The organism is Escherichia sp. MOD1-EC6300, assembly GCF_002965045.1.
Lineage (GTDB): Bacteria > Pseudomonadota > Gammaproteobacteria > Enterobacterales > Enterobacteriaceae > Escherichia > Escherichia coli_F.
Window position 1 is genome coordinate 131,370 of the sequence record NZ_PTRH01000012.1, and the last position, 14,348, is coordinate 145,717.

At 51.8% G+C, this 14,348-nt stretch carries 18 protein-coding genes; 13 read left to right on the plus strand and 5 right to left on the minus strand.

The genetic code is table 11. The annotated features are described in order from the left end of the window. Positions 1-31: 31 nt before the first annotated feature. From BGE37_RS18090 to BGE37_RS18105, 4 genes are read right to left on the minus strand one after another with little or no spacing between them, the layout of a single operon-like run. Positions 32-901: a phosphoribulokinase gene (locus BGE37_RS18090; protein WP_032185285.1), complete on the minus strand. Its 870-nt coding sequence runs from the start codon at positions 899-901 to the stop codon at positions 32-34. A gap of 53 nt (positions 902-954) precedes the next feature. Continuing rightward, positions 955-1,173, minus strand: a complete 219-nt coding sequence (locus tag BGE37_RS18095; protein ID WP_000907089.1) for a YheU family protein — start codon at positions 1,171-1,173, stop codon at positions 955-957. Continuing rightward, positions 1,167-2,189, minus strand: a complete 1,023-nt coding sequence (locus BGE37_RS18100; RefSeq protein ID WP_000057367.1) for a hydrolase — start codon at positions 2,187-2,189, stop codon at positions 1,167-1,169. Before BGE37_RS18100 ends, BGE37_RS18095 begins: the two co-directional genes overlap by 7 nt. Beyond that, positions 2,189-4,102, minus strand: a complete 1,914-nt coding sequence (locus BGE37_RS18105; protein WP_032185284.1) for an ABC transporter ATP-binding protein — start codon at positions 4,100-4,102, stop codon at positions 2,189-2,191. The genes BGE37_RS18100 and BGE37_RS18105 overlap by 1 nt, the downstream gene beginning before the upstream one ends. Before the next feature lie 130 nt (positions 4,103-4,232). On the opposite strand from BGE37_RS18105, the gene kefG reads away from it, so the two are divergent. The 4 genes from kefG (at position 4,233) to slyD (ending at position 7,484) form a co-directional block, all read left to right on the plus strand. Then, the gene (gene kefG, locus BGE37_RS18115) at positions 4,233-4,784 is read left to right on the plus strand and encodes a glutathione-regulated potassium-efflux system ancillary protein KefG (protein WP_000081823.1); all 552 of its coding nucleotides are present in this window, start codon (positions 4,233-4,235) and stop codon (positions 4,782-4,784) included. Continuing rightward, the gene (gene kefB / locus BGE37_RS18120) at positions 4,784-6,589 is read left to right on the plus strand and encodes a glutathione-regulated potassium-efflux system protein KefB (RefSeq protein ID WP_000399122.1); all 1,806 of its coding nucleotides are present in this window, start codon (positions 4,784-4,786) and stop codon (positions 6,587-6,589) included. Before kefG ends, kefB begins: the two co-directional genes overlap by 1 nt. A gap of 9 nt (positions 6,590-6,598) precedes the next feature. Continuing rightward, complete coding sequence (locus BGE37_RS18125; RefSeq protein ID WP_001007730.1) at positions 6,599-6,799, plus strand: YheV family putative zinc ribbon protein; 201 nt, start codon at positions 6,599-6,601, stop codon at positions 6,797-6,799. A 94-nt stretch (positions 6,800-6,893) separates the two neighbouring features. After that, a complete protein-coding gene (gene slyD / locus BGE37_RS18130; RefSeq protein WP_000861334.1) occupies positions 6,894-7,484 on the plus strand; it encodes a peptidylprolyl isomerase in 591 nt (196 codons plus the stop codon). A gap of 48 nt (positions 7,485-7,532) precedes the next feature. On the opposite strand, the gene BGE37_RS18135 is transcribed toward slyD, so the two are convergent. Next, on the minus strand, positions 7,533-7,751 hold the full coding sequence (locus BGE37_RS18135; RefSeq protein WP_001153615.1) for a protein SlyX: 219 nt from the start codon (positions 7,749-7,751) through the stop codon (positions 7,533-7,535). Positions 7,752-7,971: 220 nt separating this feature from the next. Between BGE37_RS18135 and fkpA the strand changes: the two genes are divergently transcribed. The 9 genes from fkpA to BGE37_RS18180 form a co-directional block, all read left to right on the plus strand. Then, positions 7,972-8,784 (plus strand): FKBP-type peptidyl-prolyl cis-trans isomerase, encoded by an 813-nt coding sequence (gene fkpA, locus BGE37_RS18140; RefSeq protein WP_000838261.1) that lies wholly within the window; start codon positions 7,972-7,974, stop codon positions 8,782-8,784. A gap of 166 nt (positions 8,785-8,950) precedes the next feature. Further along, positions 8,951-9,673, plus strand: a complete 723-nt coding sequence (locus tag BGE37_RS18145; protein WP_000091466.1) for a helix-turn-helix transcriptional regulator — start codon at positions 8,951-8,953, stop codon at positions 9,671-9,673. Next, positions 9,673-10,059: a sulfurtransferase complex subunit TusD gene (gene tusD / locus BGE37_RS18150; protein WP_001209697.1), complete on the plus strand. Its 387-nt coding sequence runs from the start codon at positions 9,673-9,675 to the stop codon at positions 10,057-10,059. Before BGE37_RS18145 ends, tusD begins: the two co-directional genes overlap by 1 nt. Next, positions 10,059-10,418 (plus strand): sulfurtransferase complex subunit TusC, encoded by a 360-nt coding sequence (gene tusC, locus BGE37_RS18155; protein ID WP_000820714.1) that lies wholly within the window; start codon positions 10,059-10,061, stop codon positions 10,416-10,418. Before tusD ends, tusC begins: the two co-directional genes overlap by 1 nt. A 7-nt stretch (positions 10,419-10,425) precedes the next feature. After that, positions 10,426-10,713, plus strand: coding sequence for a sulfurtransferase complex subunit TusB (gene tusB, locus BGE37_RS18160; protein WP_039020592.1), 288 nt, complete (start codon positions 10,426-10,428; stop codon positions 10,711-10,713). Between the two features lie 125 nt (positions 10,714-10,838). Then, entirely contained in the window at positions 10,839-11,213 is a 375-nt protein-coding gene (gene rpsL, locus BGE37_RS18165; protein ID WP_000246815.1) for a 30S ribosomal protein S12, read from the plus strand. Positions 11,214-11,309: 96 nt separating this feature from the next. Continuing rightward, positions 11,310-11,780, plus strand: coding sequence for a 30S ribosomal protein S7 (rpsG, locus tag BGE37_RS18170; RefSeq protein WP_001138043.1), 471 nt, complete (start codon positions 11,310-11,312; stop codon positions 11,778-11,780). Between the two features lie 96 nt (positions 11,781-11,876). Continuing rightward, a complete protein-coding gene (gene fusA, locus BGE37_RS18175) occupies positions 11,877-13,991 on the plus strand; it encodes an elongation factor G (protein WP_000124703.1) in 2,115 nt (704 codons plus the stop codon). 70 nt (positions 13,992-14,061) lie between these two features. Continuing rightward, positions 14,062-14,348, plus strand: a 287-nt coding sequence (locus BGE37_RS18180) for a GTP-binding protein (protein WP_000031683.1), incomplete at its 3' end; no start/stop codon positions are given.

Genomic DNA, 14,348 nt, shown 5'->3' on the forward strand with positions numbered 1-14,348 from the left:
GGATAATTGTTTATCCGGCATATTAGCAGAGTTACTCGATTTTCTTTCCTTCCATCAATCGTTGCACCAGTGGCAGCATAATTAACTCCATTGCCAGACCCATTTTACCGCCCGGCACCACTAATGTATTGATGTGGGAAATGAATGAGCCCTGCAACATCGCCAGCAGCCAGGGGAAATCGATCCCTTCCAGATTACGAAAATGGATCACCACAAAGCTTTCATCCAGCGACGGGATAGCTTTTGCCGCGAACGGGTTTGAGGTGTCAACGGTGGGGACGCGCTGGAAGTTAAGATGGGTGCGGGAAAACTGCGGTGTGATGTAGTTGATATAGTCTTCCATTGAGCGCACTACTGAGTCCATCACTGCTTCTCGTGAGTGCCCGCGCTCGCTGGTGTCGCGGATCAGTTTTTGAATCCACTCAAGGTTAACGATAGGCACCACGCCAACCAGTAAATCCACATGCTGCGCAACGTTATGATGTGGCGTGACGACGCCACCGTGTAGCCCTTCATAAAACAGTACATCAGTGGGTTCCGGTAAAGGTTGCCATGGGGTGAATGTTCCCGGCACCTGATTCCACGGTACGGCTTCGTCGTACGTATGCAGATATTTGCGTGATTTTCCTTTGCCGCTCTGACCGTATTCAATGAAGGTTTGTTCCAGCAGGCCGAAGTCGTTAGCTTCGGGGCCAAAGTAGCTGATATGCCGCCCGGCATCACGCGCCTTGCGGATCGCCATGTCCATTTCCGGGCGCGTGTAACGGTGAAAACTGTCGCCTTCCACCTCAGCTGCATGCAGATTTAACTGCGCGAATATTTTACGAAACGCGAGACTGGTGGTGGTGGTCCCCGCGCCGCTGGATCCTGTTACCGCAATGACCGGATGTTTGGCAGACATAGTAACTCCATGACTTAGCTATCATTATTATCTCGTCCGCCGACGGCTGCAGGTTATTCGCGAAACTGACTGCGCGGCATGATATTGACCGTTTCGTGCAGCTCCGACCATACCAGCACCGCTTCTCCGCACTGTAGCTGGCGTTTGACGTCGGCGACTTTCTGTTCAAGTGTACGCTCATGTTCACCATAATCGGTGCCTTCGCGTAACACAAAACTTTCAATTAAATTTTCCAGCGTTTCGGGGGAGAGTTCTTGCCACGGAATCAACATGATTTCGCCTCCAGATACGTTGTTAACCAGTCAGGAATGCGTGACTCCAGCCACATTTGCGGATGAAATAATGTACCGCCAAGAAAGCCAACATGACCACCATGTTCAGTCAGTTGATACTCCACCTGCGGGGGGAGATTTTCCGGTTTCGGGATCACCTGATGATCCATAAACGGATCGTCTTTGGCGTGAATAATCAGTGTCGGTTTGGCGATCTGGTTCAGCATCGGCATGGCGCTACACTGACGATAATAGTCGATAGCGTCAGCGTAGCCGTGAATTCTGGCGGTGATCAGATCGTCAAATTCACGGATGCGACGTACCGATTTTAACTGTGCGAGATTAATCGGCAGCGTACCGGGATAGGCTGCCAGTTTGCGCGCAGCATTGGCTTTTAACAGGTTCAGCAAGTAACGCTGATAAACGCGGGAAAAGCCCTTTTCCATATGATAACTACAGGCTTCCAGCATAAATGGCGCGGAGACAATTACCGCTGCATCAATCGGGAGGTTATTACCTTCTTTTGCCAGCAAACAGGCGAGCATATTACCGCCGAGCGAATAGCCGACGGCAGCCGTTGGCGCATGTCCAAATTCGCGCTGCAGCCAGCGTAAAAACCAGCTGGCGTCTTCGGTTTCGCCCGAATGGTAAATGCGGTGCATACGGTTTGGTTCACCGCTGCATCCGCGAAAATGCATCACCACGCCCAGCCAGCCGCGTTTTTGCGCCGCCTCGACCAGACCGTGGGCGTAAGGGCTATTGAGGCTGCCCTCCAGCCCGTGAAACACCACTAAACGCGGTTTCTGTTTCGCCTGGGCAGGGTCTTCACTCCATGCGAGATCGACAAAATCGCCGTCGGGCAACTCCAGTCGCTGCCAGTGCGGGGTGAATTTCACCTTGCGACGAAACAGACGCGGCAGCATGGTTTGCAGATGACAATTGCTAAAGCCGCGCATAGGGGTGAATTCAGCACTGCTGCTGAATTCATTGGCATCGGTCGTCGTTATCTGCGCCATCAGTTGCTTTGGCCTTCCAGCAGCATCTGCTCAAGCTGCTCCTGGGCTTCCAGCCACGCCATTTCGCACTCTTCCAGGCCGGATTTGGCGCTGGCTTGCTGTTGCAGGCAGGCGGTCAACTCCGCTTTACGGCTTTGATCGTACAGTTCGCTGTCGCCGAGTTTCTCTTCCGCCTGCGCCAGTTGCGCGTTCAGCTTCTCCATCTCTTTTTCCAGACGGGCGATTTCTTTACGCAGTGGCTGGGTTTGCGCACGCAGCTCCGCTTCCCGACGCTTCTGGTCTTTACGTGCCTGGGCGCTGTTCGCGTTCTCTTTTGGCGCGTCGTCGGTCTGGTTTTCCTGCTTTTGAACGTCGCTCAACCACTGTTGATAATCTTCCAGATCGCCGTCGAACGGTTCGACTTTACGATCGTGAACCAGATAGAGATCGTCAGTGGTGGAACGCAACAAATGGCGGTCGTGCGAAACGACAACCAATGCGCCTTCAAACTCGATTAACGCTTCAGTCAGTGCCTGGCGCATGTCGAGGTCAAGGTGGTTAGTCGGTTCGTCGAGCAGCAGTAGATTCGGACGCTGCCAGACGATTAATGCCAGCACCAGGCGGGCTTTTTCCCCACCGGAGAAACGGCGCGTTTCTTCCGTCACTTTATCGCCCTGGAAACCAAAGCCGCCGAGGTAATCACGCAGTTTTTGTTCTAGTTCCTGCGGTGCTAAACGTGCCAGATGTTGAATAGGCGATTCGTCGGCGCGCAGGTATTCAAGTTGATGCTGGGCGAAGTAACCGAGTTTGATCCCTTTCGCCAGGCCAATTTCACCGCTGACAGGCGCAAGTTCTCCGGCTAACAGTTTGATTAATGTCGATTTACCCGCGCCATTGCGTCCTAACAGACCAATGCGCGAACCTGGCACCAGATTCAGTTTAATCGAGTCGAGAATAATGCGATCGCCATAACCTGCGCTGACCTTTTCCATTTTCAACAACGGATTAGGCAGGCTTTCCGGCGCGCGGAAGCTAAAACGGAACGGGTTGTCGACGTGCGCTGGGGCAATCAGCTCCATACGCTCGAGCATCTTAATACGGCTCTGGGCCTGCTTCGCTTTGGTGGCTTTGGCACGGAAACGGTCGATATAACTTTGCAGATGTGCCACGCGCTCTTGCTGGCTTTCATACATCGCCTGTTGCTGCGCCAGACGGGTGGCGCGCTGTACTTCAAACGAGCTGTAGTTGCCGGTGTACTCGAACATGTTTTGTTGTTCGATATGAATAATTTTATCAACGATCGGATCGAGGAAGTCTCGGTCGTGGGAGATCAGGATCAGCGCGCCCTGATAGCTCTTCAGCCATTTTTCCAGCCAGATAACAGCATCGAGATCGAGGTGGTTAGTTGGTTCGTCGAGCAGCAGCAAGTCTGAACGGCAAATCAGCGCCTGGGCGAGGTTGAGACGCATACGCCAGCCACCGGAGAAATCACTTACCGGGCGCTCCAGTTGTTCATTGCTGAAACCGAGGCCGTGCAGTAGGCTGGCGGCGCGGGAGCGAATACTCCATGCGTCAATAGCATCCAGCTTGCCATGAATGGTCGCAATGGCGTGCCCGTCGTTACGTTCGTTGGCGTCGTGTAGCTGCGCTTCCAGTTGACGATATTCACGGTCGCCGTCAATGACATATTCCAGCGCCGCTTGCGGTAGCGCTGGTGTTTCCTGATTCACCCACGCCAGTTGCCAGCTTCCCGGAAAGGTGTAGCTGCCGCCGTCGGCGCTGATTTCATTTTTCAGCAATGCCAGCAGGGTAGATTTACCACAGCCGTTTTTACCCACCAGGCCGACTTTCTGCCCGGGGTTGATGGTGGCGGTGGCATTATCCAGCAGGACGCGCACGCCGCGACGAATTTGTAACGAGGAGAAAACAATCATAAGGCGCCGTATGTTCAGACTATGTTAACTTATCATTATGATAATGTAATGTATGGGCGAGCTGCCGCACCGGGCGCAATGGTAGCCCAAAACAGCGACTATACACAAAAACCATACCGGGAGGGGGATGATGTCTCAGCCAGCGAAAGTTTTGCTGCTGTATGCCCATCCGGAATCTCAGGACTCGGTGGCAAACCGGGTACTGCTTAAACCGGCCACGCAGCTCAGCAATGTTACCGTGCACGACCTTTATGCGCACTATCCCGATTTTTTTATTGATATCCCCCGTGAGCAGGCATTACTGCGCGAGCACGAGGTGATTGTCTTTCAGCACCCTCTTTATACCTATAGCTGCCCGGCGCTACTGAAAGAGTGGCTGGACCGGGTATTAAGCCGTGGTTTTGCCAGCGGACCGGGGGGAAACCAACTGGCGGGAAAGTACTGGCGTAGCGTGATTACCACCGGCGAGCCGGAAAGTGCTTACCGTTATGACGCGTTGAATCGCTACCCGATGAGTGATGTTCTGCGCCCCTTTGAACTGGCGGCGGGGATGTGCCGGATGCATTGGTTAAGCCCCATCATTATTTACTGGGCGAGACGGCAAAGCGCACAGGAGCTGGCAAGTCACGCCAGAGCCTACGGTGACTGGCTGGCAAATCCGCTGTCTCCAGGAGGCTGCTGATGGAAGGTTCCGATTTTTTACTCGCAGGAGTGCTGTTTCTCTTCGCGGCGGTGGCTGCGGTGCCGTTGGCATCGCGGCTGGGTATTGGCGCTGTGTTGGGATATTTGCTGGCAGGGATTGCAATTGGCCCGTGGGGGCTGGGGTTTATTAGCGACGTCGATGAGATCCTCCACTTTTCGGAACTCGGCGTGGTGTTCCTGATGTTTATCATCGGCCTTGAGTTGAATCCCTCCAAGCTTTGGCAACTGCGGCGTTCGATTTTTGGCGTAGGCGCGGCACAGGTGCTGTTAAGCGCGGCGTTGCTGGCGGGATTATTGATGCTGACGGATTTCGCCTGGCAGGCGGCGGTGGTCGGTGGCATTGGCCTTGCGATGTCTTCAACTGCAATGGCGTTGCAATTGATGCGTGAGAAAGGGATGAATCGCAGCGAATCCGGCCAGTTAGGTTTCTCGGTACTGCTGTTTCAGGATCTGGCGGTGATCCCGGCACTGGCGTTAGTACCGCTGCTGGCGGGATCGGCAGATGAACATTTTGACTGGATGAAGATCGGCATGAAGGTGCTGGCGTTTGTCGGCATGCTGATTGGGGGGCGCTATTTACTGCGTCCGGTATTCCGTTTTATTGCTGCTTCTGGCGTGCGGGAAGTGTTCACTGCCGCGACGCTGCTGCTGGTGTTGGGTTCCGCATTGTTTATGGATGCGCTGGGGTTGTCGATGGCGCTCGGTACGTTTATTGCTGGCGTCCTGCTGGCGGAAAGTGAATATCGCCATGAACTGGAAACGGCTATCGATCCCTTCAAAGGCTTGCTGCTCGGACTGTTTTTTATCTCTGTCGGCATGTCGCTCAACCTCGGGGTGCTTTATACCCATCTGTTGTGGGTAGTGATAAGCGTGGTTGTGCTGGTGGCGGTGAAAATTCTCGTGCTGTATTTGCTGGCGCGGCTGTATGGCGTGCGTAGCTCAGAGCGGATGCAGTTTGCTGGCGTGTTGAGTCAGGGCGGTGAGTTTGCCTTTGTCCTCTTTTCTACTGCTTCTTCACAACGCTTATTCCAGGGCGACCAGATGGCGCTATTGCTGGTGACGGTGACGCTTTCCATGATGACCACGCCGCTGCTGATGAAGCTGGTGGATAAATGGCTATCCCGCCAGTTTAACGGACCGGAAGAAGAAGACGAAAAACCGTGGGTCAACGATGATAAACCGCAGGTGATTGTCGTGGGCTTCGGACGTTTTGGTCAGGTGATTGGTCGCTTGTTGATGGCCAATAAAATGCGCATTACCGTGCTGGAGCGGGATATCAGCGCCGTTAACCTGATGCGCAAATATGGCTACAAAGTGTATTACGGTGATGCCACGCAAGTAGATCTTTTACGTTCTGCGGGTGCAGAGGCCGCAGAGTCAATCGTCATTACCTGTAACGAACCGGAAGACACCATGAAGCTGGTGGAGATTTGCCAGCAACACTTCCCGCATTTGCATATTCTTGCGCGAGCGCGCGGACGTGTGGAGGCGCATGAGTTATTACAGGCAGGGGTGACGCAGTTTTCTCGTGAAACATTCTCCAGTGCGTTAGAGCTGGGGCGCAAGACGCTGGTCACGCTTGGCATGCATCCACATCAGGCGCAGCGGGCGCAACTGCATTTTCGCCGCCTGGATATGCGGATGTTGCGGGAGCTCATACCAATGCATGCCGATACCGTACAAATTTCTCGCGCCAGGGAAGCCCGACGCGAACTGGAAGAGATTTTCCAGCGTGAAATGCAACAAGAACGACGCCAGCTGGACGGCTGGGATGAATTTGAGTAGAGGGTAAAGATGGCAATCCGAAAACGTTTTATTGCGGGCGCAAAATGCCCGGCCTGTCAGGCGCAGGATTCAATGGCGATGTGGCGCGAAAATAATATTGATATTGTTGAATGTGTTAAGTGCGGACATCAGATGCGAGAAGCAGACAAAGAAGCCCGCGATCACGTTCGCAAAGATGAGCAAGTGATCGGGATTTTTCATCCGGACTAGCGATATGCGCCGAGATTTTTTAAGCTAGTGAGTACACGGCTGCAGAATTCCGCTACAATCTGCGCCACTATTCTTCCCATGCTCAGGAGATATCATGAAAGTAGCAAAAGACCTGGTGGTCAGCCTGGCCTATCAGGTACGTACAGAAGACGGTGTGTTGGTTGATGAGTCTCCGGTGAGTGCGCCGCTGGACTACCTGCATGGTCACGGTTCCCTGATCTCTGGCCTGGAAACGGCGCTGGAAGGTCATGAAGTTGGCGACAAATTTGATGTCGCTGTTGGTGCGAACGACGCTTATGGTCAGTACGACGAAAACCTGGTGCAACGCGTTCCTAAAGACGTATTTATGGGCGTTGATGAACTGCAGGTTGGTATGCGTTTCCTGGCTGAAACCGACCAGGGTCCGGTACCGGTTGAAATCACTGCGGTTGAAGACGATCACGTCGTGGTTGATGGTAACCACATGCTGGCCGGTCAGAACCTGAAATTCAACGTTGAAGTTGTGGCGATTCGCGAAGCGACTGAAGAAGAGCTGGCTCATGGCCACGTTCACGGTGCGCACGATCATCACCACGATCACGACCACGACGGTTGCTGCGGTGGTCATGGCCACGATCACGGTCATGAACACGGTGGCGAAGGCTGCTGCGGCGGTAAAGGTAACGGCGGTTGCGGTTGCCACTAATACCGAAAAAGTGACAAAAAAGCGGGGAATCCCCGCTTTTTTTACGCCTCAATAATGTGGCGGTGGCGTTTCTTCAGCCTGCGACGCGATGTTCGACGGCTGGCTGGCTTTTAGCTTCTCGGTCAGCAGACGCAGATGATCGCGCAGTTTCGCCATCTCCATTTCATGAGCGGTCACCGTGACGTTCAGTTCTTCAATGGTGATTTCCTGAAAAGCCAGTCGGCTCTCCAGCTCTGCCAGGCGTGCTTCCAATGATAAATCCTGCATGATTCACCTCTTTTGTCGAATGGTCGCCGCGGATTCTACTTAACTTTGCTGCCTGAGACAGCACTCATTTCGCGGTCATCGAAACTAATTTAAACAAAAAGAGTCTGAAAATAGATGATAATAGGGCGTGTCTGTATGTAGATTTGTTCGACAACGCTTTATAGTACCCTTCTGATAATAGTTAACCCTGGGGTGAGATGCCCCGATCCTGGAGATATGGATGAAATCACTGTTTAAAGTAACGCTGCTGGCGACTACAATGGCCGTTGCCCTGCATGCACCAATCACTTTTGCTGCTGAAGCTGCAAAACCTGCGACAACTGCTGACAGCAAAGCAGCGTTCAAAAATGACGATCAGAAATCAGCTTATGCGCTGGGTGCTTCGCTGGGTCGTTACATGGAAAACTCTCTAAAAGAACAAGAAAAACTGGGCATCAAACTGGATAAAGATCAGCTGATCGCTGGTGTTCAGGATGCATTTGCTGATAAGAGCAAACTCTCCGATCAAGAGATCGAACAGACACTGCAAGCATTCGAAGCTCGCGTGAAGTCTTCTGCTCAGGCGAAGATGGAAAAAGACGCGGCAGATAACGAAGCGAAAGGTAAAGAGTACCGCGAGAAATTTGCCAAAGAGAAAGGTGTTAAAACCTCTTCAACTGGTCTGGTTTATCAGGTAGTAGAAGCCGGTAAAGGCGAAGCACCGAAAGACAGCGATACTGTTGTCGTGAACTACAAGGGTACGCTGATCGACGGTAAAGAGTTCGACAACTCTTACACCCGTGGTGAACCGCTCTCTTTCCGTCTGGACGGTGTTATTCCGGGTTGGACAGAAGGTCTGAAGAACATCAAGAAAGGCGGTAAGATCAAACTGGTTATTCCACCAGAACTGGCTTACGGCAAAGCGGGTGTTCCGGGGATCCCACCGAATTCTACCCTGGTGTTTGACGTAGAGCTGCTGGATGTGAAACCAGCGCCGAAGGCTGATGCAAAGCCGGAAGCTGATGCGAAAGCCGCAGATTCTGCTAAAAAATAAGCATTAAGAACCGCCGCCTGACCAGGCGGCGGTTTTTTTATTACAGGCCGGATATAATTAGTGCTGGAAAGCGGAACCTCCGCTGTATTAATTTAGTTACCCGCATCATTAATGAGCCTGCCCTGAAAAGTTAACGACAGGCTCCTGAAAAGGAGTGTTTTTTTTCATGTCCAGGTCGCTTTTAACCAACGAAACCAGTGAGTTGGATTTACTGGATCAACGTCCTTTCGACCAGACCGATTTTGATATTCTGAAATCCTACGAAGCGGTGGTGGACGGGTTAGCGATGCTTATTGGCTCCCACTGTGAAATCGTTTTGCACTCTTTGCAGGATCTAAAATGTTCAGCCATACGCATTGCTAACGGTGAACATACAGGCCGGAAGATTGGTTCGCCAATTACCGACCTGGCGCTACGTATGCTGCACGATATGACGGGAGCGGATAGCAGCGTTTCTAAATGCTACTTTACTCGCGCCAAAAGCGGCGTATTAATGAAGTCCCTGACTATCGCGATTCGTAACCGCGAACAGCGTGTAATTGGTCTGCTGTGCATCAATATGAATCTTGATGTTCCCTTCTCGCAGATTATGAGCACTTTTGTGCCGCCAGAAACCCCGGATGTCGGTTCAAGCGTCAACTTTGCCTCTTCTGTTGAAGATCTGGTTACCCAAACGCTGGAGTTCACCATCGAAGAAGTGAATGCCGATCGCAATGTTTCTAATAACGCCAAAAATCGTCAGATCGTGCTGAATCTCTACGAGAAAGGGATCTTCGATATTAAAGATGCGATCAACCAGGTTGCTGACCGTCTGAACATCTCCAAACATACTGTCTATCTCTATATCCGCCAGTTCAAGAGCGGTGATTTCCAGGGGCAAGATAAGTAATGCGTTTTGCCATCGTGGTGACCGGACCAGCATACGGTACGCAACAGGCGAGTAGTGCTTTTCAGTTTGCGCAGGCGCTGATAGCTGAAGGCCATGAGTTAAGCAGCGTCTTTTTCTATCGGGAAGGGGTCTATAACGCTAACCAATTGACCTCACCGGCAAGCGACGAATTTGACCTTGTGCGTGGCTGGCAACAGTTGAATACGCAACATGGTGTGGCGCTGAATATCTGCGTAGCGGCAGCATTACGCCGTGGTGTTGTTGATGAAACGGAGGCCGGAAGACTGGGGCTGGCTTCGTCAAACCTTCAGCCGGGATTTACCTTAAGTGGACTTGGCGCGCTGGCGGAAGCCTCGCTGACCTGTGACAGGGTGGTACAGTTCTGATGAAACGAATTGCGTTTGTTTTTTCTACTGCGCCTCATGGTACCGCTGCAGGCCGGGAAGGTTTAGATGCTTTACTGGCAACTTCCGCATTAACTGACGATCTGGCTGTCTTCTTTATTGCTGATGGCGTTTTTCAGCTGTTGCCAGGACAAAAGCCCGATGCAGTGCTGGCGCGTGATTACATTGCCACTTTTAAATTGTTGGGTCTGTACGACATTGAACAGTGCTGGGTTTGTGCGGCTTCACTGCGCGAACGCGGGTTAGATCCGCAGACCCCCTTTGTTGTCGAAGCCACGCCGCTCGAAGCAGATGCCTTACGCCGCGAACTCGCCAACTACGATGTTATTTTGAGGTTTTGAGGCGTTTATGCTGCACACATTACATCGTTCACCCTGGCTGACGGATTTTGCTGCGCTGTTGCGTCTACTCTGTGAAGGCGACGAACTGCTATTATTGCAAGATGGTGTAACTGCCGCAGTTGACGGTAACCGCTACCTTGAAAGTCTGCGTAATGCCCCCATTAAGGTCTATGCCCTGAACGAAGACCTTATTGCCCGCGGTTTGACTGGTCAAATTTCGAACGACATCATTCCCATTGACTATACTGATTTCGTCAGACTTACGGTTAAGCACTCCAGCCAGATGGCCTGGTGATGGCGGGATCGTTGTATATTTCTTGACACCTTTTCGGCATCGCCCTAAAATTCGGCGTCCTCATATTGTGTGAGGACGTTTTATTACGTGTTTACGAAGCAAAAGCTAAAACCAGGAGCTATTTAATGGCAACAGTTAACCAGCTGGTACGCAAACCACGTGCTCGCAAAGTTGCGAAAAGCAACGTGCCTGCGCTGGAAGCATGCCCGCAAAAACGTGGCGTATGTACTCGTGTATATACTACCACTCCTAAAAAACCGAACTCCGCGCTGCGTAAAGTATGCCGTGTTCGTCTGACTAACGGTTTCGAAGTGACTTCCTACATCGGTGGTGAAGGTCACAACCTGCAGGAGCACTCCGTGATCCTGATCCGTGGCGGTCGTGTTAAAGACCTCCCGGGTGTTCGTTACCACACCGTACGTGGTGCGCTTGACTGCTCCGGCGTTAAAGACCGTAAGCAGGCTCGTTCCAAGTATGGCGTGAAGCGTCCTAAGGCTTAATGGTTCTCCGTTAAGTAAGGCCAAACGTTTTAACTTAAATGTCAAACTAAACTCGTAGAGTTTTGGACAATCCTGAATTAACAACGGAGTATTTCCATGCCACGTCGTCGCGTCATTGGTCAGCGTAAAATTCTGCCGGATCCGAAGTTCGGATCAGAACTGCTGGCTAAATTTGTAAATATCCTGATGGTAGATGGTAAAAAATCTACTGCTGAATCTATCGTATACAGCGCGCTGGAGACCCTGGCTCAGCGCTCTGGTAAATCTGAACTGGAAGCATTCGAAGTAGCTCTCGAAAACGTGCGCCCGACTGTAGAAGTTAAGTCTCGCCGCGTTGGTGGTTCTACTTATCAGGTACCAGTTGAAGTCCGTCCGGTTCGTCGTAATGCTCTGGCAATGCGTTGGATCGTTGAAGCTGCTCGTAAACGCGGTGATAAATCCATGGCTCTGCGCCTGGCGAACGAACTTTCTGATGCTGCAGAAAACAAAGGTACTGCAGTTAAGAAACGTGAAGACGTTCACCGTATGGCCGAAGCCAACAAGGCGTTCGCACACTACCGTTGGTAATCCCTTCGGAGTTTTAGTCACCAGGCGGGCGCTTCCAGTAAGCAGCCCGCTTTGGGCTACTTAAATTGAACGCCTAAAAGATAAACGAGGAAACAAATGGCTCGTACAACACCCATCGCACGCTACCGTAACATCGGTATCAGTGCGCACATCGACGCCGGTAAAACCACTACTACCGAACGTATTCTGTTCTACACCGGTGTAAACCATAAAATCGGTGAAGTTCATGACGGCGCTGCAACCATGGACTGGATGGAGCAGGAGCAGGAACGTGGTATTACCATCACTTCCGCTGCGACTACTGCATTCTGGTCTGGTATGGCTAAGCAGTATGAGCCGCATCGCATCAACATCATCGACACCCCGGGGCACGTTGACTTCACAATCGAAGTAGAACGTTCCATGCGTGTTCTCGATGGTGCGGTAATGGTTTACTGCGCAGTTGGTGGTGTTCAGCCGCAGTCTGAAACCGTATGGCGTCAGGCAAACAAATATAAAGTTCCGCGCATTGCGTTCGTTAACAAAATGGACCGCATGGGTGCGAACTTCCTGAAAGTTGTTAACCAGATCAAAACCCGTCTGGGCGCGAACCCGGTTCCGCTGCAGCTGGCGATTGGTGCTGAAGAACATTTCACCGGTGTTGTTGACCTGGTGAAAATGAAAGCTATCAACTGGAACGACGCTGACCAGGGCGTAACCTTCGAATACGAAGATATCCCGGCAGACATGGTTGAACTGGCTAACGAATGGCACCAGAACCTGATCGAATCCGCAGCTGAAGCTTCTGAAGAGCTGATGGAAAAATACCTGGGTGGTGAAGAACTGACTGAAGAAGAGATTAAAGGTGCTCTGCGTCAGCGCGTTCTGAACAACGAAATCATCCTGGTAACCTGTGGTTCTGCGTTCAAGAACAAAGGTGTTCAGGCGATGCTGGATGCGGTAATTGATTACCTGCCATCCCCGGTTGACGTACCTGCGATCAACGGTATCCTGGACGACGGTAAAGATACTCCGGCTGAACGTCACGCAAGTGATGACGAGCCGTTCTCTGCTCTGGCGTTCAAAATCGCTACCGACCCGTTTGTTGGTAACCTGACCTTCTTCCGTGTTTACTCCGGTGTGGTTAACTCTGGTGATACCGTACTGAACTCCGTGAAAGCTGCACGTGAGCGTTTCGGTCGTATCGTTCAGATGCACGCTAACAAACGTGAAGAGATCAAAGAAGTTCGCGCGGGCGACATCGCTGCTGCTATCGGTCTGAAAGACGTAACCACTGGTGACACTCTGTGTGACCCGGATGCGCCGATCATTCTGGAACGTATGGAATTCCCTGAGCCGGTAATCTCCATCGCAGTTGAACCGAAAACCAAAGCTGACCAGGAAAAAATGGGTCTGGCTCTGGGCCGTCTGGCTAAAGAAGACCCGTCTTTCCGCGTATGGACTGACGAAGAATCTAACCAGACCATCATCGCGGGTATGGGCGAACTGCACCTCGACATCATCGTTGACCGTATGAAGCGTGAATTCAACGTTGAAGCGAACGTAGGTAAACCGCAGGTTGCTTACCGTGAAACTATCCGCCAGAAAGTTACCGATGTTGAAGGTAAACACGCGAAACAGTCTGGTGGTCGTGGTCAGTATGGTCATGTTGTTATCGACATGTACCCGCTGGAGCCGGGTTCAAACCCGAAAGGCTACGAGTTCATCAACGACATTAAAGGTGGTGTAATCCCTGGCGAATACATCCCGGCCGTTGATAAAGGTATCCAGGAACAGCTGAAAGCAGGTCCGCTGGCAGGCTACCCGGTAGTAGACATGGGTATTCGTCTGCACTTCGGTTCTTACCATGACGTTGACTCCTCTGAACTGGCGTTTAAACTGGCTGCTTCTATCGCCTTTAAAGAAGGCTTTAAGAAAGCGAAACCAGTTCTGCTTGAGCCGATCATGAAGGTTGAAGTAGAAACTCCGGAAGAGAACACCGGTGACGTTATCGGTGACTTGAGCCGTCGTCGTGGTATGCTCAAAGGTCAGGAATCTGAAGTTACTGGCGTTAAGATCCACGCTGAAGTACCGCTGTCTGAAATGTTCGGATATGCAACTCAGCTGCGTTCTCTGACCAAAGGTCGTGCATCATACACCATGGAATTCCTGAAGTATGATGAAGCGCCGAGTAACGTTGCTCAGGCCGTAATTGAAGCCCGTGGTAAATAAGCCTAAGGGTTAATACCAAAGTCCCGTGCTCTCTCCTGAAGGGGAGAGCACTATAGTAAGGAATATAGCCGTGTCTAAAGAAAAATTTGAACGTACAAAACCGCACGTTAACGTTGGTACTATCGGCCACGTTGACCACGGTAAAACTACTCTGACCGCTGCAATCACCACCGTACTGGCTAAAACCTACGGCGGTGCTGCTCGTGCATTCGACCAGATCGATAACGCGCCGGAAGAAAAAGCTCGTGGTATCACCATCAACACTTCTCACGTTGAATATGACACCCCGACCCGTCACTACGCACACGTAGACTGCCCGGGGCACGCCGACTATGTTAAAAACATGATCACCGGTGC

Bases quoted from the DNA above. Each gene is read 5' to 3' on its own strand.
- BGE37_RS18090 (WP_032185285.1), bottom strand. From the start codon at position 901: ATGTCTGCCAAACATCCGGTCATTGCGGTAACAGGATCCAGCGGCGCG.
- BGE37_RS18095 (WP_000907089.1), bottom strand. From the start codon at position 1,173: ATGTTGATTCCGTGGCAAGAACTCTCCCCCGAAACGCTGGAAAATTTA.
- BGE37_RS18100 (WP_000057367.1), bottom strand. From the start codon at position 2,189: ATGGCGCAGATAACGACGACCGATGCCAATGAATTCAGCAGCAGTGCT.
- BGE37_RS18105 (WP_032185284.1), bottom strand. From the start codon at position 4,102: ATGATTGTTTTCTCCTCGTTACAAATTCGTCGCGGCGTGCGCGTCCTG.
- kefG (WP_000081823.1), top strand. From the start codon at position 4,233: ATGTCTCAGCCAGCGAAAGTTTTGCTGCTGTATGCCCATCCGGAATCT.
- kefB (WP_000399122.1), top strand. From the start codon at position 4,784: ATGGAAGGTTCCGATTTTTTACTCGCAGGAGTGCTGTTTCTCTTCGCG.
- BGE37_RS18125 (WP_001007730.1), top strand. From the start codon at position 6,599: ATGGCAATCCGAAAACGTTTTATTGCGGGCGCAAAATGCCCGGCCTGT.
- slyD (WP_000861334.1), top strand. From the start codon at position 6,894: ATGAAAGTAGCAAAAGACCTGGTGGTCAGCCTGGCCTATCAGGTACGT.
- BGE37_RS18135 (WP_001153615.1), bottom strand. From the start codon at position 7,751: ATGCAGGATTTATCATTGGAAGCACGCCTGGCAGAGCTGGAGAGCCGA.
- fkpA (WP_000838261.1), top strand. From the start codon at position 7,972: ATGAAATCACTGTTTAAAGTAACGCTGCTGGCGACTACAATGGCCGTT.
- BGE37_RS18145 (WP_000091466.1), top strand. From the start codon at position 8,951: ATGTCCAGGTCGCTTTTAACCAACGAAACCAGTGAGTTGGATTTACTG.
- tusD (WP_001209697.1), top strand. From the start codon at position 9,673: ATGCGTTTTGCCATCGTGGTGACCGGACCAGCATACGGTACGCAACAG.
- tusC (WP_000820714.1), top strand. From the start codon at position 10,059: ATGAAACGAATTGCGTTTGTTTTTTCTACTGCGCCTCATGGTACCGCT.
- tusB (WP_039020592.1), top strand. From the start codon at position 10,426: ATGCTGCACACATTACATCGTTCACCCTGGCTGACGGATTTTGCTGCG.
- rpsL (WP_000246815.1), top strand. From the start codon at position 10,839: ATGGCAACAGTTAACCAGCTGGTACGCAAACCACGTGCTCGCAAAGTT.
- rpsG (WP_001138043.1), top strand. From the start codon at position 11,310: ATGCCACGTCGTCGCGTCATTGGTCAGCGTAAAATTCTGCCGGATCCG.
- fusA (WP_000124703.1), top strand. From the start codon at position 11,877: ATGGCTCGTACAACACCCATCGCACGCTACCGTAACATCGGTATCAGT.